The 21,931-nt window shown below is 52.7% G+C and carries 22 protein-coding genes and 1 pseudogene; 12 read left to right on the forward strand and 11 right to left on the reverse strand.

Going from position 1 to position 21,931, the window contains the following annotated elements; genetic code table 11:
• The first annotated feature begins 13 nt into the window (after nt 1-13).
• Both ET464_RS10130 and ET464_RS10135 read left to right on the forward strand, forming a co-directional pair.
• Nucleotides 14-403, forward strand: a complete 390-nt coding sequence (locus ET464_RS10130) for a VOC family protein (RefSeq protein ID WP_129440563.1) — start codon at nt 14-16, stop codon at nt 401-403.
• A 30-nt stretch (nt 404-433) separates the two neighbouring features.
• The gene (locus ET464_RS10135) at nt 434-1,411 is read left to right on the forward strand and encodes a type I phosphomannose isomerase catalytic subunit (protein WP_129440565.1); all 978 of its coding nucleotides are present in this window, start codon (nt 434-436) and stop codon (nt 1,409-1,411) included.
• A gap of 366 nt (nt 1,412-1,777) precedes the next feature.
• On the opposite strand, the gene ET464_RS10140 is transcribed toward ET464_RS10135, so the two are convergent.
• The 4 genes from ET464_RS10140 to ET464_RS20320 form a co-directional block, all read right to left on the reverse strand.
• Complete coding sequence (locus tag ET464_RS10140; protein WP_129440567.1) at nt 1,778-3,586, reverse strand: B12-binding domain-containing radical SAM protein; 1,809 nt, start codon at nt 3,584-3,586, stop codon at nt 1,778-1,780.
• 120 nt (nt 3,587-3,706) lie between these two features.
• Nucleotides 3,707-5,290: a stalk domain-containing protein gene (locus ET464_RS10145; RefSeq protein WP_129440569.1), complete on the reverse strand. Its 1,584-nt coding sequence runs from the start codon at nt 5,288-5,290 to the stop codon at nt 3,707-3,709.
• Nucleotides 5,291-5,421: 131 nt separating this feature from the next.
• Nucleotides 5,422-5,949, reverse strand: a complete 528-nt coding sequence (locus ET464_RS10150) for an ATP-binding cassette domain-containing protein (RefSeq protein ID WP_341869779.1) — start codon at nt 5,947-5,949, stop codon at nt 5,422-5,424.
• The gene (locus ET464_RS20320) at nt 5,925-6,128 is read right to left on the reverse strand and encodes a hypothetical protein (RefSeq protein ID WP_244226795.1); all 204 of its coding nucleotides are present in this window, start codon (nt 6,126-6,128) and stop codon (nt 5,925-5,927) included. The genes ET464_RS10150 and ET464_RS20320 overlap by 25 nt, the downstream gene beginning before the upstream one ends.
• A 287-nt stretch (nt 6,129-6,415) precedes the next feature.
• On the opposite strand from ET464_RS20320, the gene ET464_RS10155 reads away from it, so the two are divergent.
• The 4 genes from ET464_RS10155 (at nt 6,416) to ET464_RS10170 (ending at nt 9,666) form a co-directional block, all read left to right on the forward strand.
• Nucleotides 6,416-7,093 (forward strand): GntR family transcriptional regulator, encoded by a 678-nt coding sequence (locus tag ET464_RS10155; protein ID WP_129440572.1) that lies wholly within the window; start codon nt 6,416-6,418, stop codon nt 7,091-7,093.
• Between the two features lie 15 nt (nt 7,094-7,108).
• Entirely contained in the window at nt 7,109-8,194 is a 1,086-nt protein-coding gene (uxuA, locus tag ET464_RS10160) for a mannonate dehydratase (RefSeq protein WP_129440574.1), read from the forward strand.
• A complete protein-coding gene (locus ET464_RS10165; protein ID WP_129440576.1) occupies nt 8,191-9,045 on the forward strand; it encodes an SDR family oxidoreductase in 855 nt (284 codons plus the stop codon). Before uxuA ends, ET464_RS10165 begins: the two co-directional genes overlap by 4 nt.
• A gap of 171 nt (nt 9,046-9,216) precedes the next feature.
• A complete protein-coding gene (locus ET464_RS10170) occupies nt 9,217-9,666 on the forward strand; it encodes an Rrf2 family transcriptional regulator (RefSeq protein WP_129440578.1) in 450 nt (149 codons plus the stop codon).
• A gap of 162 nt (nt 9,667-9,828) precedes the next feature.
• Here ET464_RS10170 and ET464_RS10175 read toward each other — a convergent pair whose 3' ends face one another.
• From ET464_RS10175 to ET464_RS10185, 3 genes are all read right to left on the reverse strand, one after another.
• Nucleotides 9,829-10,677: a 1,4-dihydroxy-6-naphtoate synthase gene (locus ET464_RS10175; RefSeq protein WP_129440580.1), complete on the reverse strand. Its 849-nt coding sequence runs from the start codon at nt 10,675-10,677 to the stop codon at nt 9,829-9,831.
• 2 nt (nt 10,678-10,679) lie between these two features.
• Nucleotides 10,680-11,378, reverse strand: coding sequence for a futalosine hydrolase (locus ET464_RS10180; RefSeq protein ID WP_129440582.1), 699 nt, complete (start codon nt 11,376-11,378; stop codon nt 10,680-10,682).
• A 227-nt stretch (nt 11,379-11,605) separates the two neighbouring features.
• On the reverse strand, nt 11,606-12,115 hold the full coding sequence (locus ET464_RS10185; RefSeq protein WP_129440584.1) for a DinB family protein: 510 nt from the start codon (nt 12,113-12,115) through the stop codon (nt 11,606-11,608).
• A gap of 138 nt (nt 12,116-12,253) precedes the next feature.
• Here ET464_RS10185 and ET464_RS10190 point away from each other — a divergent pair.
• Nucleotides 12,254-13,140, forward strand: a pseudogene (locus ET464_RS10190) (TIGR01777 family oxidoreductase).
• Nucleotides 13,141-13,193: 53 nt separating this feature from the next.
• Here ET464_RS10190 and ET464_RS19810 read toward each other — a convergent pair.
• Complete coding sequence (locus ET464_RS19810; protein WP_165279968.1) at nt 13,194-13,352, reverse strand: hypothetical protein; 159 nt, start codon at nt 13,350-13,352, stop codon at nt 13,194-13,196.
• Nucleotides 13,353-13,526: 174 nt separating this feature from the next.
• On the opposite strand from ET464_RS19810, the gene ET464_RS10195 reads away from it, so the two are divergent.
• Nucleotides 13,527-13,871 carry a DUF1904 family protein gene (locus ET464_RS10195; protein WP_129440586.1) on the forward strand — a complete coding sequence of 115 codons (345 nt, stop codon included), beginning with the start codon at nt 13,527-13,529 and terminating at the stop codon, nt 13,869-13,871.
• A gap of 219 nt (nt 13,872-14,090) precedes the next feature.
• Here ET464_RS10195 and ET464_RS10200 read toward each other — a convergent pair whose 3' ends face one another.
• Nucleotides 14,091-14,660 (reverse strand): GNAT family N-acetyltransferase, encoded by a 570-nt coding sequence (locus tag ET464_RS10200; RefSeq protein ID WP_129440588.1) that lies wholly within the window; start codon nt 14,658-14,660, stop codon nt 14,091-14,093.
• 141 nt (nt 14,661-14,801) lie between these two features.
• Here ET464_RS10200 and ET464_RS10205 point away from each other — a divergent pair, with 141 nt between their 5' ends.
• Nucleotides 14,802-16,856, forward strand: a complete 2,055-nt coding sequence (locus ET464_RS10205) for an ATP-dependent helicase (protein WP_129440590.1) — start codon at nt 14,802-14,804, stop codon at nt 16,854-16,856.
• Nucleotides 16,857-16,952: 96 nt separating this feature from the next.
• Complete coding sequence (locus ET464_RS10210; RefSeq protein ID WP_341869688.1) at nt 16,953-17,921, forward strand: aldo/keto reductase; 969 nt, start codon at nt 16,953-16,955, stop codon at nt 17,919-17,921.
• A 109-nt stretch (nt 17,922-18,030) separates the two neighbouring features.
• Here the strand turns inward: ET464_RS10210 and ET464_RS10215 are convergent, their stop codons facing one another.
• A complete protein-coding gene (locus ET464_RS10215; protein WP_129440592.1) occupies nt 18,031-18,582 on the reverse strand; it encodes a hypothetical protein in 552 nt (183 codons plus the stop codon).
• A gap of 238 nt (nt 18,583-18,820) precedes the next feature.
• Complete coding sequence (locus ET464_RS10220; protein WP_129440594.1) at nt 18,821-20,236, reverse strand: S41 family peptidase; 1,416 nt, start codon at nt 20,234-20,236, stop codon at nt 18,821-18,823.
• A gap of 249 nt (nt 20,237-20,485) precedes the next feature.
• Here ET464_RS10220 and ET464_RS10225 point away from each other — a divergent pair, with 249 nt between their 5' ends.
• Nucleotides 20,486-21,286, forward strand: coding sequence for a Cof-type HAD-IIB family hydrolase (locus ET464_RS10225; protein WP_129440596.1), 801 nt, complete (start codon nt 20,486-20,488; stop codon nt 21,284-21,286).
• Nucleotides 21,287-21,400: 114 nt separating this feature from the next.
• Nucleotides 21,401-21,823 carry a universal stress protein gene (locus ET464_RS10230; protein WP_129440598.1) on the forward strand — a complete coding sequence of 141 codons (423 nt, stop codon included), beginning with the start codon at nt 21,401-21,403 and terminating at the stop codon, nt 21,821-21,823.
• Nucleotides 21,824-21,931: the final 108 nt, after the last annotated feature.

Consider the following 21,931-nt stretch of genomic DNA (forward strand, 5'->3'; position numbering starts at 1 on the left):
GGAGTGAAAGCAAATGGCAGTGAAAAAAATCGAGCATCTTGGCATTATGGTATCCGATATTGAACGTTCCGTCGCTTTTTATACGGAGGTGCTTGGCTTAAAGCATGTAAAGACGATGCTGCATAACGACGGAGTCATTCGTCTGGCGTTCCTCGCCTTTCCTGAAGCGGGAGAGACCATTCTGGAGCTGGTAGAAGGCTACAACGGGCCGGTCGCCGCAGAAGGACGGGTTCACCATGCCGCTTTTACGGTCGACGATCTGGATGCCGAGCTGGCGCGGATCAAATCATTAGATGTCAATCTGCGGGATACCGAAATTACGACACTGCCGGATGGAGCGCGTTACTTTTTCTTTTACGGTCCTGACGGTGAACTGTTGGAATTGTTTGAGCCAGTCGTTTAACCAATTTGCATCCATGGGAGAGATGAAATCATGACTGTACAACCTTATCCGCTGCAATTCAAACCGGAAATGAAAGAACGTGTATGGGGCGGCCGCGCGCTGGAAAAGTTTGACCTTGAGCTGCCGGAAGGGGCCATCGGCGAAGGCTGGATGATCGGCGACCACCCGAACGGCACGACGAAAGTAACGAACGGCGAACTGGCCGGAAAAGGGCTGGATTACATCCGTGAACAATATGGGCGCGAATGGTTCGGCAGCAATGGCTTCTCCGAGAAAAACGGGCGTTTCCCGCTGCTTATCAAGCTGCTCGACTGCAACGATGATCTGTCGATTCAAGTTCACCCGACGGACGATTATGACCGGCTCCCTGCCGGCGAGCTCGGCAAAACCGAAATGTGGTACATCTTGGATGCCAAGCCGGACGCCAAAATCATTTACGGTTTGCGCGATAAGGTCGACCGGTCGGCGATGGAGACGGCCATCCGGGAAGGCCGCATCATGGATACGCTGCAAGAAGTGCCGGTCAAAGCCGGCGATGCCTTCTATATCCCCGCAGGAACCGTTCATGCGCTTTGCGCAGGCGTGGTCGTTGCAGAAATTCAGCAAAACTCGGATACGACTTACCGGCTGTACGACTACAACCGCCCGGGTCTGGACGGCAAGCTGCGAGAGCTGCACATCGAGGATTCGCTGAATGTGATTGCTTACGATGGTGCCGGCGCAACCCGCATGACATCGACGGAGACGGCTCCGGGCGAATGGCTTACCATCGCCTCCTCGCCGTATTTTGTTGTGGAAAAAGGCGTTGTAGCCGCGCCTTGGAAGCTGGAGACTTCGCCGGAAAGCTTCGCTATTCTGGTCATCGCCGAAGGAAGCGGCACCATCGCTTGGGAAGGCGGCGAAAAACCGGTGAAAAACGGCGAATGCTACTTGCTGCCGGCTAACCTTGGCGCTTATAAGCTGGACGGCCAAATGACCGTGCTTCGCAGCGTAGTGCCCGGCCGCTAAATCTCCTGAGAGACGGGTTAGCCAGCTTCGCGATGCCGGGTTCGCAGCATGCGCGAGATTAGCTGAGCATAGCGGCGCTGGCCTATGCGGGATAGGCATGATTAGCCAGCTTGGCAATACACAGAATGCCGGAACAAACAAAAAAAACCATCGCAGCTGGAAAAGGTGTGGCGCGGGGATTGCCCCGCTCCCTCTTCATCCAGCTTCGGTGGTTTTTTTTCGCTGCGCTGTATCGGTTGCGCTTGCGCTCCACTATAGCGTCCTCGTGCTGCGCTGTGGCGTCCTTACGCTGCGCTGTGGCGTCCTTACGCTGCTGCGCGCTATATCATTCCCGCTTGCACGTACAGCGCGGGCAAAAAGAGCTGTTTACAGCGAGGCCGCCTGGCGGTCCAGCTGCAATGTAAACATTTTAGGCGCAGGCCGTTTGTTGCCTGCTCCCTCAAGCGCGTACAGCGTAAGCAGCAGCGTTCCGTTCGTTTTATCAATAGTCCCGCTGTCCAAGTACCGCTTCAAATCAAACGGCAGCTTTTCCAGAACGGCGTGTTTCTGCAGCTCCCGCTCCGCAAGGCCAAGCCCGGCAAATTCCGCCGATATGTCCTCCGGCCGTTCGGCAAGGCGCTTCAGCCAGCTGTTCCAGTCGCTTTTGTCCATGACGGCGTCCCACCATGTTTTCCGCGGCTTGTAGTGATGCCCGCTGTAATAGTCGAGCTTCATTAAACCAAACGCAATGTCCGGATCAAGCCGGCCTTCGGACAGCCGGGCTCCTTCCTCCGTCAAAAACGACCATAAGCGTGTATACAAGTCTTCAAGCTGATGGCCGATTTTTTGCCAGCCGCGCCGTTCCCAGAAGTCGCCAAACGCCTGGAAGAAATCAAACGGCGATGCAAATACGCGGTCAACCAAATAGAGCAGCGTATGATCCATCCGGTGCGCGTTCCAATACTTCTCCAGCACATCCTCGACCCGCTTAATCCTCACGATGTCAGCGAACGGCATCAAGTCGTTGCCCAGCATTTCATACGGAGCGCGGTCCATATACACGTAGCCGAATTTGTCCGCGTCGTTCCGCAGCCCGGTACCGCGCAGCATCTTCAGGAAGCCAAGCTGCAGCTCTTCCGGACGGAGGGCGAACACATCGTTAAACGTTTTGCGGAACGTGTCATAGTCTTCATGCGGAAGGCCGGCAATGAGGTCCAAATGCTGGTCGATTTTGCCGGAGTCCTTCACCTTGGTTACGGTACGGACAAGCTTCGTCCAGTTCTGGCGGCGCTGCACGGCCAGGTTCGTAATATCATTCGTCGACTGAACGCCGATCTCAAAGCGGAAAATGCCCGCCGGCGCGTGCTCAGCCAAATAATCAAGCACCTCAGGCCGCATAATGTCCGCTGTAATTTCAAACTGGAATACGCAGCCGTTATGATTTTCGATCAGAAACTTAAACATTTCGAGCGCATAATCCCGTTTAATGTTGAACGTCCGGTCTACAAATTTGATCAGCTTGGCGCCTTGCTCAATCAGGTACAAAATGTCCGCTTTCGTCCGCTCCATATCGAAGTAGCGTACGCCAACTTCAATGCTGGAGAGGCAAAACTGGCAGCTGAACGGACAGCCGCGGCTCGTCTCGAAATAGACGATGCGGTTCCCCAGATTAGGCAAATCCTCATCAAACCGGTGCGGTGACGGCAGCGTGGCGAGGTCCAGCTTCGGGCGTCCGGGATTCAGCAATATTTCCTTGTATCCTTCACGCTGCTTCCGGTAGGCGATGCCAAATACCATATGGTATTTGCGGGTGCCTTCGATCTCTTTCAGCAGATGGTTAAACGTCTCTTCCCCTTCGCCCACCACGATAAAATCAACCTCGGGTATCCGTTCCATCCAATGTTCGGTGTCATAGCTGACTTCAGGACCGCCCAAAATAATATGCACCTCAGGCATAATTTTGCGAAGCATATTAATGACGGTTATCGTCTCTTCGATGTTCCAAATATAACAGGAGAAGCCAATTACGTCGGGTTTCCGCTCAAACAGATCCGAAACGATGTTCATCGCCGGGTCTTTAATCGTATACTCGGCAATATCAATATCAAATTCGTGAGCGCTGTACGCCTTCAAGCAGCGGAGCGCAAGCGATGTATGAATATATTTGGCATTCAGTGTGGAAAGAACAACTTTCATTTCAATTAACCCTCTCATTGGTACAGGATGTTACTTATTTTAGCGGACTTGAATGAAAAAAAGAAGAGGAAGCGGCCGGCGGCATCCCGCGCAGTCGTTCCTCTTCATCCTGCATCTCTGTTAGTCTTTTAACTGGATCAGCATTTGATCCTTCAGCTGCATATCCAAGATCGGCAACCGGACGCGCCATTTGCCGTCCCCGGTTTTGGTTACGTCCGAAGCGTCAAACCCGCGCGGCTCAAAGCCGAAAGTGCGGTCATAATACAGCTGGAACTGTATCGTTTCATTCGGAAGCAGCTTGTGCAGGTCGTATCCCATTGTAACCGCCCACAACCTCAAATCCGGCTTGATGGAATCAAAATAATACGAATAGTAGAGCGGGTCGATATTCGCATTAATGACAATCCAGTTTTTCGAGTCCCGTTTGACGCTCCAGTCTGTCATCTGAATAACCTGATTCATCGAAGTCAGCGCACTGTAGTTATCTTTCATATACTTCTGGATCGTGTCCATCGAAGCGCCTGTTAACGTGCCCGGACCGGAATCCGGCAAGAATCCGACATCCGCCGCAGGGCTAGCCGGCAGCTCCTGCATCAGCAGCGCGGCATGTATCGCCGATACGGCATAATTCAAATTCGCCTGCGATTCCAGGCCGGAAGATGTAATGCCGATAAGCTGGCCGTATTCGTTAAACAAAGCGCCGCCGGAGCTGCCATGATCGATAGGCGCATTCGTCTGGATCATGCTGACCATTCCGTCTCTTGTAACGTTGCTGATTAATCCTTCGCTAACCGTATTTTGAACGCCAAGCGGGCTGCCGATAGCGTATACTTTTCCGCCCTTCACCGCCTGGAAGCTCGTTGTAACCGGAACAGGATCAATATAATAATTGCTGAGCGATTCTTTCGTTTGAATGATTGCCAAGTCGGTGTTGTCGTCATAAGCCGCCACGCCTTGCACCGTCAGCGTGTCCCCATAAATCGTATCAATTGTCGCCGAAGTAGCGCCGTTCACAACATGATAATTCGTCAGGATGTAATGGTCGCCAACAACAATGCCGCTGCCGATGCCCGTGCCGTCGCTATACACCGTATTGACCATTACGATACTGCCGTCATATTGATCCACGATTTGTTCAGCCGTCATTTTGGCGGAGTCGGATACGGCTTGATTCTGATCATTTTGCCATTCTGCATATTCCTTTTCCCAAATGGCCGATTCGCTTGTAATTTGTACGGTTTGAGTCTGGTTCACCCATTTCACTTCTGCATGAAGAGACTCCGCGATGAAACGCGCCGGCACAAAAGCGGTGCCGTTTTTTTCAATTGGCGCTGCGCTCAGGTTTACCGTTTTGCCATTCACAACCGCCTTGTTGACGCCGATGGACAAGGTGATGGTCGTATCGTAGTTGTTGCCGATAATCGTTTTCGTCGTCGGCTCCCATGTGACCGAGGCGCCAAGCGCTTCAAAAATAGCCCGCATCGGCACATAAGTAACGCCATTTTGCGTAAATGCCCCCGGATTTAAAGAAAGCGCCTTTCCATCTACTTCGACCTTTACGTTAGCTGCTGCTGCGGAGGCGGATAAGGTGATTTGCGGTGAAACCGCTGCTGCGGAGGCCGCCCCCTGCCCAACCGGAGTAAGAAGCAAAGCTGCTGCAATTGCAGGAGCCAGCAAGGCTGGCGCTATCATTTTATTTTTCACAAAGCAACCTCCAGAATATGGATATCAGTAGTTTAATAGTATCGTAGCATTGCATGGGTGGGATTGTCTATGAAATTTGGTTACCTCATTTGAATAGTAGAATAGACTCTATAATAATCGAGCCAAGCGCTTTAAAACTTTACTAGAGTATAAGCTTCTATTATGAATAAGGCATGAATAAAAAAAGGCCTGCCAACGGAAAGCAGCTTGGGATTGCAGGCAAGCGCCATTGCAATGACAACGCGCTGACGCATCCCTCCGGACAATGAATGGGGATACTGCTTCATGACCGCTTCGGCACGGGCGATGCCGGCTTTTCTCAGCATTTCGGCCGCTTGGGCTTTTGCCGATTTGCCTTTTAATCCCGTATGCAGCTTAATGGCTTCCACCAGCTGGCTGCCGATCGTAAATACCGGATTAAGCGAAGTCATCGGTTCCTGAAATACCATAGATATATCTTTGCCGCGTATTTTCCTCATCTCGGATTCCGGTTTTTGCAGCAGGTTTTCCCCATTAAATCGAATGCTGCCCTGTTTGATGACGCCGCTGGCGCCAAGCAGCCGCATAATGGAAAGCGAGGTTACGCTTTTGCCGCTGCCCGATTCACCAACTAAACAAACTACTTCACTTGGTTTTATAGCAAAACGAATGCTTTCAATTGCCGTTGCCTCGCTTCGTCCGTAACGCGGAAGCCGGCGCTGCGCAGCAACGCGATTTGCGACTGTGCGGCAAAATGCTCCTGGAAAGCAAGCTCTGGCTTCTCCCAAATGCTTTTGGCAAGCGCTTCATAGACCGGCTTCTGCTCATCCAGCCAGTGAACAAGCCATCTTTTGCTCATAGTGCTCCCCCGTCCCTGTACAGTTGTACCAATTAACCGCAGTCTATTTCATATAATTCTCATCTATTTAATTGGTATTAGACCAAACAAATCTACCATCTAAGCCTATTTGCAGTAAATATTATCCATAAAAGAAAAATTCAATATCGCGATGGATAAATTCAATCCGACATTCGCAAAAGAACTACCATACTACCATACAAGTGTGGTAGTATGAAAACGATCGCAATCGTTATACAGCATCATATCCGTCATCATGTCATATTCCGCTGCAAGGAGGTGGATCAATGGATTTAACCAAGAAGATACAGCCGGTTTCAACCCGGGACGTTGTTTATCATTCGATTCGGGAGCAGATCCTTCGGCTGGAGCTTCTTCCCGGAACGGGACTGTCGGAGAAGGAAATATCGGTCCAGTTTAATGTAAGCCGGACGCCGGTCAGAGAAAGCTTCGTCCGTTTGTCTCAGGAAGGGCTGCTTGAAGTATATCCGCAGCGCGGCACGTTTGTTTCGCTTATTGATACCGAGCTTGTTGAAGAAGCCCGGTTCATGCGCGAGCAGCTGGAGCGTGCGGTTATCCGCTTGGCATGCGCCAGCTTCCCCGCTTCGCGGCTGGCTGATTTGAAAGCGAATCTGCTGCTGCAGAAGGCCGGAATTGAGGAATTGGACCATAACCGCATGTTTGAGCTGGATGAAGCGTATCACCGCACTCTTTTTGAAGGGTGCAATAAAAGCAATACATGGGCGGTACTGGGGCAAATTAACGCTCATTTGAACCGCAGCCGGATGCTCCGCCTTACGACGGATCATCATTGGGAGCATCTGTACGAGCAGCATACCCAAATGGTTCAAGCAATTGAAAACCAGGATGCCGCCCGCGCGGATCAGCTGATGAGCGAGCATATGAGCCTTAGCATCCATGACCAGCAGCTGCTCAAGGAGAAATACCCAGCTTATTTCAAATAACGGAGGGATTTCAGCATGAAAATGGTATTCCGTTGGTTTGGCGAAGGGAACGATACCGTCTCCCTGGATCAAATCAGGCAAATTCCCGGGGTGGAAGGCATCGTCTGGTCGCTTCATGACGTTCCTGCCGGCGAAGAATGGCCGATGGACAAAATTATTCAGGTCAAAGAACAGGCCGACAAAGCCGGCTTGCATCTGAAGGTTGTCGAAAGCGTAAACATTCACGAGGACATCAAGCTTGGCCTGCCAAGCCGCGACCTGTATATCGACAACTACAAAAAAACGATCGCCAAGCTGGCGCAGGTTGGCGTCAAGGTGATCTGCTACAACTTTATGCCGGTGTTCGACTGGCTGCGCACCGATCTGCACAAAGAGCTGGAAGACGGCTCCACGGCGTTATTTTATGAAAGCAGCCGGATCGAGAACATCGACCCGCTTGAGCTGGTAAACAAAATCAACGAAAACTCCAGCTTGACGATGCCGGGCTGGGAACCGGAAAGACTCCAGCATCTGACCAAGCTGTTCGAGCAATATAAAGGCGTAACCGAAGAAAATCTGTGGGATAATGTGACCTACTTCCTGAACGAAATTATTCCGGTTGCAGCCGAACATGATATCAAAATGGCCATCCACCCGGATGATCCGCCTTGGCCGATCTTTGGCCTGCCGCGCATTATGACGAGCCAGGACAACATCCGCCGCTTCCTGAACATCGTGGACAGCCCGTACAACGGCATCACGCTGTGCAGCGGCTCGCTTGGCGCAAATCCGGCTAACGATATCGTCGGCATGATCCACGAATTCGCAGATAAAATTCCGTTTGCGCATATCCGCAACGTACGCCGGTACGAGAACGGCGATTTTATCGAAACGTCGCACCGCACGCAGGACGGCAGCGTCGATATTACCGGCATCGTCCAGGCTTACCACGAAGAAGGTTTCGACGGGTTCGCCCGTCCGGACCACGGGCGCCATCTGTGGGGAGAGCAATGCCGTCCGGGCTACGGCCTGTACGACCGCGCTCTCGGCATTATGTACTTGTGGGGATTATGGGACGCATTCCAGCGTCAGGCTGAAGGCAAGGAGGCCGCAAAAGCATGAAACCAAGCACTCTTCATTCATCCCTTAAAGGCAAAGTAGCGGTTGTAACCGGCGGCGCCGGCGTATTGTGCCGGGAAATGGCTATTGAACTGGCCCGCCAAGGCGCACGCGTAGCAGTGCTGAACCGCACTGCTGCACGCGGCCAGGAAGTTGCGGCTGAAATTGTGGCCGCCGGCGGCGAAGCGATTGCTGTAGGCTGCGATGTGACTTCCGTTGAAAGCGTAAAAGCGGCTGCCGCAGAAGTGGCAAGCAAGCTTGGCCCTTGCGATATTCTGATCAACGGCGCCGGCGGCAACCATCCGAGCGCCATTACGACGAACGAAACGTACAAGGCGGAAGATGTTGCAAACCCGGATGTCGTATCCTTTTTTGACTTGGAAGTATCCGGCTTCCGCAACGTGTTTGACCTGAACATGGTCGGAACGCTTATCCCGACGCAGGAGTTTGCGAAGCAAATGGTCGGCCGCGAAGGGACAACGATCATTAATATCTCGTCCATGAGCGCGCCGTCGCCGATGACCAAAGTGCCTGCTTACAGCGCGGCTAAAGCGGCAATCGTCAACTTCACGCAGTGGATGGCCGTTCATATGGCCGATGCAGGCATCCGCGTAAATGCGATTGCTCCGGGCTTTTTCCTGACGAAGCAAAACGAACGGCTGCTGACGAACGAAGACGGCTCGCTGACCCCGCGTTCGCAGAAGATTATGACCCATACGCCGATGCGCCGCTTCGGCAAGCCGGAAGATTTGCTCGGCACGCTGCTCTGGCTGGCCGATGAAGAAATGTCCGGTTTCGTCACCGGCACGACCGTTCCGGTGGACGGCGGATTTATGGCTTACTCCGGCGTGTAAACGTACAGGCGGAATAAACGAGAGCACTAAACACCAGGCTGCCGGCACATCGCGGGCAGCCTGGTGTTTTTTTGGATACGCTGCTCCGCTCGAATACCCACTTGTCCGTTTATTTGCTACAATAGCAGTAATAACAAGCAAAGCAAACGCAATTGGATGGTGGGAATAGCCATGAGCATTAATACCAAGCTTTCGGTTGGCATTCATATATTAGCTTTATTGGATACGAATAAGGAAAACGTCAATACGTCGGAATATATGGCGAGCAGCATCAATACGAACCCGGCTGTTGTCCGCAAAATTACCGGCCTGCTCCGCAATGCCGGAATGGTCGAAGCGCGTCCGGGGGTAGCCGGCGCCAAGCTCGCGAAGCCGATTGCCGGCATTACGCTGCTCGATGTATACCGGGCGGTCAATCCCGAACACGGTACGGATCTGTTCTCCATGCATAACAATCCGAATCCTGACTGCCTGATCGGCCGCCATGTCCAAACCTCTCTTGAATCCCATTTTGCCGCCGCTCAGCGTGCGCTGGAACTTGAACTGGAGAAGGTGACGGTCGGCGATATCGTCCATGACATAATGGCGATGGAACATGACGGAAGCTTGTCTGGAAGTTGAGTCGGAGTTATATCAAAATAAAAAAAAGGCAGCCGGTTGCTGAACGCCGCCCCTCCCCAATCACCAACGATGGGGGCGCTTCGTTCAGCCGCCGGCTGCCTTTTTTTGCAATACATGCCCTTTCATAACGGGCTGCGGCACTATACAGGCTGGCGGTTCCTTCTAGCTTCTCAGCGCAGCCAGATCAAAGGACGGCACAAGCCCTTCCGCCGCAGCGCGTCCAAGCAGCGCTTCAATGGCCGCATAGCCGTCTTTGCCCAAATCGGCAGAAAAGTCGTTGACGTACAGATTAATATGCGCCTGAGCTACCTCAGGAGACATTTCCTGCGCATGGCTCAGCACATACTCGCGGGAGGCTTCCGGATGTTTCCACGCATATTCCACCGAATTGCGGATCCATCCCGTCAGCGCCTCGCGGTCAATATCCGCCGTTCGCCGCACAATGATCGCGCCCAGCGGGATCGGCAGCCCAGTGTCGGATTCCCACCAGTTGCCCATATCGGCCATCAGAGCAAGGCCGTAGTTCTGGTACGTAAACCGCGCTTCGTGGATAACAAGCCCGGCATCCATCCGGCCGTCGCGGACCGCCGGCATAATTTCATCAAAAGGCATAACGACAATTTCGCCTGCGCCGCCGGGAATGTTTTGCGCCGCCCATAACCGGAACAGCAAATAAGCGGTTGAGCGCTCGCTTGGAACGGCAATCCGCTTGCCGGCCAGCGATGCCGGATCGCCTTGCCCTTCGATGCCGCTTCGGGTGAGCACAAGCGGGCCGCAGCCCCGGCCTAAAGCGCCGCCGCATGGAAGCAAAGCGTAATCGTCCAGCACCCATGGCAGCGCAGCGTACGAAATTTTCATCACTTCCGGCCCTTCTTTGGCTGCCGCAAGATGGTTGGTAATGTCGATATCGGCAAACGTAACGTCAAACTCCGGCGCACCGGGCACAAGCCCATGCGTCAAGGCATGGAAAATAAAAGTGTCGTTTGGACACGGGGAAAAGGCAATATTCATCGTTAAAGCACCTCCGTTAAAATGGCAAAAGCTTGTTCAAGCGCGTTCAGCGCATCTTTTATGCGCCACGCGGCTTTATCGCGCGGGCCAACGGCGTTGGAAACGGCCCGCACCTCCATGGCCGGCAGCCCGGCTTGCTGTGCTGCCGCCGCAACGCCGTAGCCTTCCATGCCTTCGGCAGCAGCGCCGGGAACAAGCGCCGCATGCCGAAGGGCTGTCTCGGCCGTGCCGGTCGCCGTCGCGACCGTAAGCACCGGACCGGCCTTCGCCGGCATACCAGCCGCCTGCAAAGCAGCTGCGGCACGGGCGGCAAGCGCCGCGGGAACCGGCACGCGGCAGCTGCCGAAGCCCAGCTCGTCCAGCGGCAAAAAGCCGTCCGGCGACTCTGCGCCAAGATCGGCCGCGACGATGTCTGTCGCCACTACAATGTCGCCGATGGCGGCTTGTCCGGCAAAACCGCCGGCAATGCCTGCAGAGATGACCAGGCCGCAGTTGTCCGCAGCGGCAAGCGCAAATGCGGTATTGGCCGCCGCCAGCGCCATGCCGACGCCGGCCAGCCGCACCTCGAAGCGGCTGTTGCCCTGCAGGCCGCGCAGCACGGCCTCGCGTTCCGCTTCGACGGAAACCATAACAAGCACGTTGCCGTTTAGTTCCGAATAACTTTCCGATTGGCTGATCAGCCCATGTGGTTTCAAGTCCATTAGCCTCTGTCTCCTATCCTGACCGCATATCCGGCAGCGGGCCGTTTATGCCTTGCCTAAAAAAACCTCAAATAATAGAGTACCGCTATGCTGCCGCCGTGTAAAGCGAAGCGGCTCCCGCTTCACGCTTGCTGCCGGGCGGCCGAATGAATAGAAGCGCCTTGCGGAACCTGTTCAACCAGCGTTCCGCAAGGCGCTTCTATTCATTCGCAAGAAACTTTTTCCATCTATTGCTCGTATATATAAAAAACATAGTCCGTCGATACGCCGGCATGACCTTGCTGCCGGATCATTGCCGCAACGTTGCCCCGGTGGTAAGTGCCATGGTTCACGACATGCTGGACAAGCTCCGACAGCCTCGTCTCCAAAGCCCCGTATTGCGGATGCGTAACCGTAATGGGCTTGTCCAAATCGCTGCCGCCCAAAAAATCTTCGTACAATCCGGCACCATGTTTGAAACGTTCTTCCATCTCCTCAAAACCGGCAGAAACCGCCTCTTCCCTCAGCCTCTGCACATAGGCGACCACTTCCGGGAACGGTGTATTTTTCATTACTTCCAGCCACATCAAATCGGTTGTATACATATGCTTCATCACCGTTTCAATCGTCGGAAAAATGCTGGTAAGCTCCTGCGTGTACACCTCATGCGGCAGCTCGCGCAGCCTTCCGAACAACTTGTCGTTCGCCCATACATGATAGCTGTACAGTTTAAGGGCAGGGTGCTGTGCTTTGTCCATATTCCAGCCTCCATTCGAATAAAATGCTATTTTATACCATTTTACCACAATTATAGAGATGCTGCTCCTCTATGATTGCATAGTACTGCCGCAAATATTTTAACTGGAGGTTCAAATGAATAGAAAGAGGGAGCAAACATGAAAAATGGAAAAATCGTTTTAGCCGGCGGAACCGGATTTGTTGGTGTTTATTTGCAGGAGAAGTTCAGGGCGCATGGCTATGAGGTTGTGCTAATATCCAGGCAGCCCGGACATATCAATTGGGACCAAAAAGACGGAATGATCAAAGCGGTGAACGGCGCGGATATGCTGATCAATCTGGCCGGCAAATCTGTAAACTGCCGTTATTCGGCGGCAAACAAGCAAGAAATTATGGATTCGCGCACATGGACTACTACGGCGCTAGGCGAAGCGGCTGCCGCCTGCGATAATCCGCCTCCGCTATGGCTGAATGCAAGCACGGCGACCATATACCGGCATGCCGAAGACCGGCCGATGACGGAAAAAGACGGCGAGATAGGCACTGGTTTTTCGGTTGATGTCGCCAAAGCATGGGAGCAGTCGTTTTTTGATTTTGATTTGCCTCATACAAGGCAAGTGTCGCTGCGTATTGCGATTGTGCTCGGGAGGGCGGCGTTCTGACGCCATACCGCCGTCTGGTGAAGGCGGGGCTTGGCGGGCCGCAAGGAAGCGGCAAGCAAATGTTCAGCTGGATCCATATCGAGGATGTATACCGGATCATCCGGTTTATTCAACAAAATGACTCTTTAAGCGGCGCAATTAACTGCGCGGCGCCCAATCCCGTTCCAAACCGGGAGCTGATGCGGCTGCTGCGGAAACATTTGAACCGGCGCTGGGGGCTGCCGGCAGCAGCATGGATGCTGGAAGCAGGCGCCTGGGCGATTGGGACCGAAACCGAGCTTATTTTGAAAAGCAGATGGGTACTGCCGGATAAACTGCTGCAGGAGCAGTTTGAATTTCAATATGGGCAGCTGGATGACGCACTGAAACAGCTGCTGCGTTAACCGGGCTTAACCGATAGCCGGTTATAGGCCTTGGCGGCACTCCTGCCGGGCAGCTAATGCCTGCCGTTCACCAGCTCGTTACGGATCATTTGCTCCAGCTTATCCACCAGCCTGTCATGTTCCGGCGGCAAGGTTTTAGCTCCAAACATTGAACGGCGCTGGTTTTTTTTGAGCAGCTCAAGCATATATTGCTTTTCCTTCAACGTAAACATGAAGTGGTCGCCTCCGCTTTCCGTTATAGGTTACAGGAGATATGCTTATAGCATACCACTTGACAGGTGCCAGCGGCAGCCTGTTTGCAAAAAAACAGCAAAGCGAAACTTTTGAACCTGGTTATAGTATTAAAGTGAAGCAGATTAGATCAGCTCAAAAAGGAGACAACGTTAATGCCTCACCTATTGTTTAAAGGAATTGCCGCCGACAAGCTGCACGCCGTATGCGAACCGATGGCGGAAGAGCTTGCCGCTCTGTGCCAATGCGGCACAGATAATTTTACGATGGAAATTGCCAATTGTACGGTCGTGTTTGGCGCACCGGAACAAGAAACCGCCTATTTGTTTGTTGAAGTGGCCTGGTTTGAACGGGGGAGCGATACCAGGAACGCCTTTGCTGAAACGGTAACCCGCCATTTGCTGAAGCTGGGCGAAGCCGATATTGAGGTGGCGTTCCGCACGTACCGGGAAGACAGCTATTATATAAACGGCTTGCCGTATGGCGACCCGGAAGCTTAAGCTTGCAGCAGCCGCTTATAATGAACAAAATGCAGCCAGATTCGCCTGAATCGCTTGACGCGATTAGGAGTGGAATCTGCTGCATTTTTCATTAGGAGAGACCGCCGGAGCAACATTCGTTCGATTTTATCCAGTCTTATCCGGAACCTTCTTCTCCATTGCCGCTTCAATCTTCTTCAGTCTTCAATCTCTAAAGCATGCCTGCGCATCCCATGCGCATCAAGCCGGCAGCACGAACTTGACCATGCGGCCGAAACGCTTGCCGCTGACCACAATCTCGCCTTCCGGCTTATAGCCTAGCCGCGTGTATAACGCTCGCGCTTTGGCATTATCCGGCTCTACGATAAGCGTCGCGCGCGAGTAACCAAGCAGGGCGGCTTTATTCTCAAACGCCGCTATAAGCGCCGATGCGATGCCCTGGCCCCGGTATGCGGCATCTACTGCAATAGCGTCCAAATAATAATCGCCTTCCGCCGCTTCCTGCGTGATGGCGTATTCCTTGGCTCCCGTCCGCCGCATCGCCCGCTCTGCCAGCGGCTTGTCCAGCTCGGCTGCTTCGTCGCCGGAATAGCTGAGCAGCATGCCTGCGATCTGCCCTTCCCGTTTATCAACCAGCACATGCCGGTAGCTGATCCGGTTTCCTTCCTCGGCAAACAGCTGCTCCAGCGCAGCAAGCGCTTCGTCATCGTGTTCAGCGCCGGTCAAAGACCGGGCAATTGCGCTGCCGATCGCCTCATACATTAAGGCGATAACGGCTTTGGCATCTTTCTTTTCCGCTTGTACAATCATGGTGAAACCCCTCCGTTTACGGCAGAAACCTTTATTTCCTTTTATTTTATTCAAGACGTTTCTATTTATCATGGTATAATGATTGTTGGTCTTTTTCCAGCACATATACCCATACTAGCGATTTCAAACAGGTGATAGTTAATGAAACATTATTATAGAACGCCGATTGGCGTGCGCAAGGAACCGCTGCTGGCGGCTCCCAGGGCTTCAGCCCAAACAAGCGTGGAGCTTGTGAGCAGCCGTGAGCGGGACGCCGATTTTTTCCGTGCTTTGGAAGCCGGCGGCATGAAACTGAATAAAAGCCAGATCGAAGCGGTACGCCACTTGGACGGGCCGCTTCTTACGCTCGCTGGCGCAGGCTCCGGCAAAACATCCGTCCTTGCAAGCCGGACCGCCTACTTGCTCGCCCATGCCAAGGTTGATCCGGAGCGGCTGCTGCTTGTCACTTTCTCGAAAAAAGCCGCCGACGAAATGCAGGCGAGAATCGGCCGCATGCCGATGATCGGCCCTTCCGCGGCCAAACGGATCGAAGCCCGTACGTTCCATTCGTTTTGCCTGCTGCTCCTTCGCCGGAGCGGCTTTAAACAGGCTATTCTGGGCGACGATGCCCGTAAGCTGTTTATATTTAAGCGGCTGCTCCGCGAGCGGGGGCTGGAAGAGAAATTCCAGCCGGAAACCTTAATTGCGCTGCTTTCGTCTTATAAAATGCAATTGGCGGATCTTGAAGCTTTGCCGGATAAATCCAGCGATGACTACAACGTCAAGGCGATATTGCTGAAATACGAGGAATGGAAATCGGAGCAGCAGCTGATGGATTACGATGACATGCTGCTGGAAGCATACCGGCTGTTACAGCGCGAGGACAAACTGCTGCAATCGCTGCAAAACCGGTACCGCTATATTATGGTGGACGAATTTCAGGATACTAACCGGGTGCAATACGAGCTCATTACGATGCTGGCAGAGCGCCACCGCAACTTCATGGCTGTAGGCGACGACGACCAGACGATCTATTCGTTTAACGGTGCAAGAGGCGAATATATATTAAATTTCGAGCACCGCTACCCGGAAGCCAAACAGGTCGTGCTGGATGTCAATTACCGCTCGGGCGGCGGCATTATTGCGCTTGGCAACGCTGTGATCAAGCTGAACCGGAAGCGGAGGGAAAAGACGCTGCTGGCAGCCAAGACAGCCGGGCCGCTGCCGCTGTTTGCCCGGCCTAAGTCTGCTGATGATGAAGCGGAGCTGATCGTGAATGAAATCGTCAGGCTGCAGCAGGAAGGCAAACGCGCATACGGCGATTTCGCCGTATTGTACCGCTGTGCCAGCGGGAGCCGCGCGCTGTTCGATCAGCTGGTCATCCGGCAGGTGCCGTTTATCGACTATGGCAGCCGCGATTCGTTTTACGAATACGGCGTTATTAAACCGCTGATCGCCCACTTGCGGCTGTCAGTGAACCGCCGCGATTTTGACGCCATGGCCGAGATGGCTCCGACGCTGTATGTCAACCGCGACCAGGCGATGGCTTTTATCCGGGAGCAGGAGAAACTTAAAGCCAAAAAATATCCGCTTATTCATCTGACGCGTTATCCGCTTTTGAAATCGTTCCATCAGGACAAAATCAAAGAACGGATCAAGCTGATCCGCTCTTTGGAAACGATGAAGCCTAAGGAAGCGGTACGCCTGCTGCGGAGCGGTTTCTACGATCAGTATTTGGATATGGGCAAATCGATAGCGCAGCAGACCGAGCATAAAGAAACATTAAAAGAAATGCTTGATGAGCTGGAAGCGGCGGCGGCCCGCTTCGAACGGGTGGACGCTTTTCTTGCCTTTATCGACGAAATCGGCGAGCGGCATGAGCAGATGAAAACCCGCTTGAAGCAAGGCGGCTCACATCATGCCGTATCGCTCATGACCATTCATAAAGCGAAAGGGCTGGAATTTCCGGTAGTATTTCTAGCCGGTGCATCAGAAGGCATTTTACCGCACAGCTCGGCATTATCCGCCGCCAAAAACCGTGACCGCGCCGTCCACCAGGAGGCGAATGACGCGGTTGAAGAAGAGCGGCGCCTTGCCTATGTCGCCGTCACCCGTGCCATGGAGGAGCTGTACATCAGCTCGCCCGCCTATTACCGCGGCAAAACGGCGGAGGTCTCTTCCTTTTTCACAGCTGCTTTTACAGGAAACAATAGGTAATTGCGATGCAAAATCTGTTACAATAGTCGTACGCCGATATTGATAAATATAGACAAGCCTCTTCGTATCATGATTCGATTAAAGGAGGAATATTAGTTGGTAACACGTCCATTTGGACCTACAAATATGCTGCTGTCTCCTCTTGGCCTTGGGACTTGGCAGTTTAGCAGCGGCAAAGGGCTGATCGGCAAATATTGGTCGCCGCTGGAAGAAGAGCTTGTGCAGCAAATCATCAAGCTGAGCCTTGAAGGCGGCGTCAACTGGTTTGATACTGCCGAAGCTTACGGAGGCGGCGAATCCGAGCGGGTGCTTGCAGCCGCTTTAAACAAGCTGGAGCCGCTAAGCGCCGGAGCCAGCATTGCAACCAAATGGTGGCCGCTCCTGCGCAGCGCATCCCATATACCGAAAACCATCGACATCCGCCTGCAAAAGCTGCAGGGGCGTCCAATCGACTTGTACCAGATCCATCAGCCGTTCTCCTTCTCGAAAGTATCCAGCGAGATGAAGCAGATGGCGAAGCTGGCGGAAGCAGGTAAAATAAGCCACATCGGCGTAAGCAATTTTTCCGCAAAGCAAATGTACGAGGCGGACCGCACGCTGCGCCAATTCGGGCTCCGGCTCGCTTCCAATCAGGTGAAATATAACCTGCTGGACCGGCGGATTGAACGGAACGGTGTGCTGCAGGCAGCCCGGGAACTTGGCTGCGCCATCATTGCCTACAGTCCGCTTGAACAAGGGCTGCTGACCGGCAAGTTTCATAAAAACGCCGAGCTGCTGTCCGAGCTGTCCCCGCTGCGGAAACGGGCAGGCGGCATCAAGCCGTCTGTGCTGAAAAGAACGCAGCCGCTCATCGACCAGCTGGAACAGCTGGCTGATTTGTATGATGTATCGCCAACGCAAATCGCGCTGAACTGGCTTATCCATTCGCAAGGCGATACGGTGTTTGCTATCCCTGGCGCCTCCAAGCCCCATCATGCCCGCGAAATCGCCGAGGCGATGAACTTCCGGCTGACCGAAGACGAGCTGCTGGAGTTAAGCGATATTTCCGCACTGCTGGCCAAATAAGAAATCCGTATCCTATCGTTGATTATGAGTAACGCAAAGAAGCTTCTAAACGCCTTGTGCGGTTTAGAAGCTTCTTTATTAAATTTCCCGTTCCGTATTGCTTTTGTCCTTATGACGTCAAGCCGTCCGATTCCTTCACTTCAAAATAAGCTTGATCACCTTTCAGATGGAAGTCTAATCCAAGGCTGTCTATCCGGATGTAAGCCTGATCCTGATAACCAAACAACTCCACTCCCGCATGGTAAGCAAAAGCGCATTCCTTCGTAAATGGCTTCATTCCCGGAAAAGAAAAGGTGTATTCCCGCCCGTCCTGCTTTACATATTGGACAAACGGGCGCACCCGAATGTAGTTTTCATTATTCAGCCGGACGATAGAATATTCGCCGGCGCCGAAACCGCGGGCGGACTGCAGCGTCAAGCTATTCGAATAAAGGCTGAATTTGGGCGCCCGGGAAATCAGCATCTGCACCTGGTTCATCTTCAGCGGCATGCCGGACTGGTGCACATACAGCCATTGCGCTGATTCCGCTATCGAACCAAGGGATACGAGAACAAATCCGGCGAGGCTTAGCAGCAAGTAAGTCAAATTCCCCGAAAAACTTAATAAAACGCCTAATGCGATACAAGCATAACCCACGTAACGCTGCACAACAAAAAACATAATGACAACCCCTATCCAAGTAAAATATTGGGTATTCGTTAATTATATCCCATCCGGATAGATGTGCCTATTGTTTTCTGAAGCGGCTGCGCGCAGCCGGCTTGGCCATCAAATAAAGCGTTCCGCCGCGAAATGCGAAGGAACGCCTTATTTTAAACTTATAGCCGGGCTGCAGCTTGGATCCGGCAGCGCAGCCCAGCCATACCCGCATACGTTGCGGATCTGCTGTATACGACCGCTACTTCTCCAGCTCTTTTAGGCCTTGCTGCAGCTGGGTGTCTTCCTGTTTAAGCTTCTGCTGCATCGTATCCATTAACGTATGAGCAGTGGCGCTGTCATAGACGCCGGTTCGGTCAAGGCCTTCCGCCGCCTGGAACGCACGAAGCGCATCCGCCGTCTGTCCGCTGAAATAACCGGCATCGCCAACCGGCGAATAACCTAGCAAGCTGAGCAGCGTCTGGATGGTTTTCACATCATCGCCGTACGCCCCCTGCTTCAAGTCCGTACCCGAAATATACGGCAAATAAGCGTAATCCGGCAGCTTCACCGTTTCATCCGGCTCAATGCCCTTTTTATGAATCCATTCGCCGTTAGGCGATTTCCACTGTGCTTCCGTCAAACTGAGCACCGATCCGTCCTTGAATTGGCGGAATTGCTGCACGATGCCTTTGCCAAATGTCTTCTCGCCGATCACTTTTGCTCCGGCAGATTCCTTTAGCGCCGCCGTCAGCACTTCGCTGGCGCTGGCCGACTGTCCGTTCACAAGCACTACAATCGGAACCGTCCACGGCTGTTTTTGATTCGACTTGTACGTATAAACCTTCTTCTCGTCCTTGTAGACAACTTGAACAATTTCTTTGCCCTTCGGCACCAGCTTGTTCGCAATATCAATTGTCGGAGTAAGCAAGCCGCCCGGATTCGAGCGCAGATCCAGCAGCAGACCTTTCAGCGGCTGGTCCTTTTGCAGCTCATCAATAGCTTGATTAAATTCATCAGCGGTTTTATCGGCAAATTTGGAAATCGTCACATGCCCGATGCCGCCCGGCAGCATCTCGGAGGTGACCGTCACAACAGGAATCGTATCCCGGGTAAGCTCGATTTCGACCGGCTTCTCCGCCTTCGGCCGTTGAAGCGTCAGCTTCACCTTAGTCCCTTTTTCGCCGCGCAGCATGTCGGTCAGCTGCTGCAGCGTTTTGCCTTCCACCGGGGTGTTGTCTACGGCGGTGATGACATCGTACGGCAGCACGCCGCCCTTCTCCGCCGGTGTATCTTTCACTACCTTTTGAATAACAAACTTCGTTCCTTCTTGACTTACCTCGGCGCCAACGCCGCTAAAATCCGGCTTATAACCTTGCGTATAAGCTTCTCCAAGCTCTCCGGACATATATTTGGAATAAGGATCGCCCAGCGAAGCCAGCATCCCTTCGGAAGCGCCGTTAATTAAATCTTCCGCTTTAGCCCCGTCCAAATAATCGTTCATCACCTGATGATAGGAAGCCGTGAAATTTTGAAAAGCGGGCTCCTTCAGCATGGGATACTTATACGTCATTAACAGCCAGCACAAAATAAACCCGATGATCACGCAAACAGCCGCACCGATAACGGCAAGCGCGGTCCGGTTTTGCCTGGCTTTTTCTTTTATCATACCGTTCATGGTTTCATCTCCCATATGTAATAAATGCAATAAATGACGAGCCCTATGCGTTATTATAGCTCAAATGCGTGTTCAGCCGCTAATTTTGGGAAGATGCCTGTATGCAGCCCGCGCTCCGCTCTCCACGCTGCGAATGGCGCTTCCTAACAGCGCACGATATATGCCAATGATTTCCTCCTTCAGCTTGAACGGGCTTATGAATTCCGCTACAATTGGCCTAGCTGAACGATGAGGGAGAGGACAACAAGCATGTACAAACTGATCGCCATTGATGTAGATGATACGCTGCTTCGCGATGACTTATCCGTATCTGAGCAGCAAAAGCAGGCGCTCGCGGGTGCCATTCAACGAGGCGTCACCGTTACGCTTGCAACCGGGCGCATGTTTGCATCCGCACAAAAAATTGCGCGGCAAATCGAACTGAACGTCCCGATCATTACGTACCAGGGAGCGCTTGTGAAAACGCTGCTCGACGGCAAAGTGCTTTATGAACGTTACGTGCCGCAGGATGCGGCGAAGGAGCTGTTTGCATTTACCGAGCAGCGCGGGCTTCATTTGCAACTGTATACGGATGATATTTTGTATGCCAAAGAACACAATGACAAAATCAAAAAATATTCCACATTAACGAATATCCCTTATGTGGTAGAACCGGATTACAATAAGCTGATCGAGCTGCCGACACCTAAAATGCTCATAATCGATGAGCCTTCCTATTTGGATGAGCTTGCGGTAGAGCTGAAGGCACTGATCGGCGACCGGACGCATATTACGAAATCCAAGCCGCACTATCTCGAGATTATGCACAAGGAAGGCACTAAAGGGCATGCCCTTCGTTTTCTGGCGGCGCATATCGGCTGTACCTTGGAGGAAACTATCGCAATCGGCGACGCCTGGAACGACCATGAAATGATTGAAGCGGCAGGGCTTGGCGTCGCCATGGGCAATGCCATTCCCGCGCTGAAAGAAATCGCGGATTATGTGACCTTAACCAACAACGAAGACGGCGTCCGCCATGTCATTGAAAAGTTTGTGCTTAACCAGAAATAACACCTACAGGAACCGGGAGCCGCGTTAACCAATTTATGAAGGCGGTTCGGTTTCCGTCCAAAATGTTGTATAATACATATATGTACAACATTCCATGTACAGGAGGACGACCTGATGAACAAATTTTTGCTGGCAACAGACGGCTCTGACGATTCCAAAAAAGCGGTGGTATCCGCTCGCAAGATGCTGGAAGCGTTCCCGAAAGCTACACTGACTGCCGTTTATGTAACCGATAACTTAACTACGCTGCCTCCCGGCATGATTATTCCGCAAGAAATGGACGAAGCTGAAAAAAACTATGTCTCCGAACTGGAGAAAAAGCTGTTTGCTGAATTAAAAGGTTTGGAAGACCGCGTTACCTTCCTGAACGCGAAAGGCAATCCTGTGCAAACGATATGCCGCATCGCGGATAAGGAAAAAGCCGACCTGATCATTATCGGTTCCCATGGCCGCGGCGCCATTAACCGTCTGCTTATTGGCAGCGTAAGCCATGGCGTGCTGCATCATACGGCTATTCCTGTCCTGGTTGCCCGTTAATATTCGTTAAGAGCGTAATCAGTATGCAGTGAAATAAAAAAAGCTGTTCCGGCATTGAATGGCCGTGCAGAGCATAAAGCTCTCGCCATTCGAGCTGGAACAGCTTTT

The organism is Paenibacillus protaetiae (assembly GCF_004135365.1).
Classification (GTDB): Bacteria; Bacillota; Bacilli; order Paenibacillales; family Paenibacillaceae; genus Paenibacillus_AP; species Paenibacillus_AP protaetiae.

What these genes read in the sequence shown, in the direction of transcription:
- ET464_RS10170 (WP_129440578.1), top strand. Translation starts at nt 9,217, where the DNA reads ATGAGCATTAATACCAAGCTTTCGGTTGGCATTCATATATTAGCTTTA.
- ET464_RS10225 (WP_129440596.1), top strand. Translation starts at nt 20,486, where the DNA reads ATGTACAAACTGATCGCCATTGATGTAGATGATACGCTGCTTCGCGAT.
- ET464_RS10180 (WP_129440582.1), bottom strand. Translation starts at nt 11,378, where the DNA reads ATGGACTTGAAACCACATGGGCTGATCAGCCAATCGGAAAGTTATTCG.
- ET464_RS10195 (WP_129440586.1), top strand. Translation starts at nt 13,527, where the DNA reads ATGCCTCACCTATTGTTTAAAGGAATTGCCGCCGACAAGCTGCACGCC.
- ET464_RS10140 (WP_129440567.1), bottom strand. Translation starts at nt 3,586, where the DNA reads ATGAAAGTTGTTCTTTCCACACTGAATGCCAAATATATTCATACATCG.
- ET464_RS10215 (WP_129440592.1), bottom strand. Translation starts at nt 18,582, where the DNA reads ATGTTTTTTGTTGTGCAGCGTTACGTGGGTTATGCTTGTATCGCATTA.
- ET464_RS10165 (WP_129440576.1), top strand. Translation starts at nt 8,191, where the DNA reads ATGAAACCAAGCACTCTTCATTCATCCCTTAAAGGCAAAGTAGCGGTT.
- uxuA (WP_129440574.1), top strand. Translation starts at nt 7,109, where the DNA reads ATGAAAATGGTATTCCGTTGGTTTGGCGAAGGGAACGATACCGTCTCC.
- ET464_RS10155 (WP_129440572.1), top strand. Translation starts at nt 6,416, where the DNA reads ATGGATTTAACCAAGAAGATACAGCCGGTTTCAACCCGGGACGTTGTT.
- ET464_RS10185 (WP_129440584.1), bottom strand. Translation starts at nt 12,115, where the DNA reads ATGGACAAAGCACAGCACCCTGCCCTTAAACTGTACAGCTATCATGTA.
- ET464_RS10130 (WP_129440563.1), top strand. Translation starts at nt 14, where the DNA reads ATGGCAGTGAAAAAAATCGAGCATCTTGGCATTATGGTATCCGATATT.
- ET464_RS20320 (WP_244226795.1), bottom strand. Translation starts at nt 6,128, where the DNA reads ATGAGCAAAAGATGGCTTGTTCACTGGCTGGATGAGCAGAAGCCGGTC.
- ET464_RS19810 (WP_165279968.1), bottom strand. Translation starts at nt 13,352, where the DNA reads ATGTTTACGTTGAAGGAAAAGCAATATATGCTTGAGCTGCTCAAAAAA.
- ET464_RS10205 (WP_129440590.1), top strand. Translation starts at nt 14,802, where the DNA reads ATGAAACATTATTATAGAACGCCGATTGGCGTGCGCAAGGAACCGCTG.
- ET464_RS10175 (WP_129440580.1), bottom strand. Translation starts at nt 10,677, where the DNA reads ATGAATATTGCCTTTTCCCCGTGTCCAAACGACACTTTTATTTTCCAT.
- ET464_RS10200 (WP_129440588.1), bottom strand. Translation starts at nt 14,660, where the DNA reads ATGATTGTACAAGCGGAAAAGAAAGATGCCAAAGCCGTTATCGCCTTA.
- ET464_RS10230 (WP_129440598.1), top strand. Translation starts at nt 21,401, where the DNA reads ATGAACAAATTTTTGCTGGCAACAGACGGCTCTGACGATTCCAAAAAA.
- ET464_RS10220 (WP_129440594.1), bottom strand. Translation starts at nt 20,236, where the DNA reads ATGAACGGTATGATAAAAGAAAAAGCCAGGCAAAACCGGACCGCGCTT.
- ET464_RS10135 (WP_129440565.1), top strand. Translation starts at nt 434, where the DNA reads ATGACTGTACAACCTTATCCGCTGCAATTCAAACCGGAAATGAAAGAA.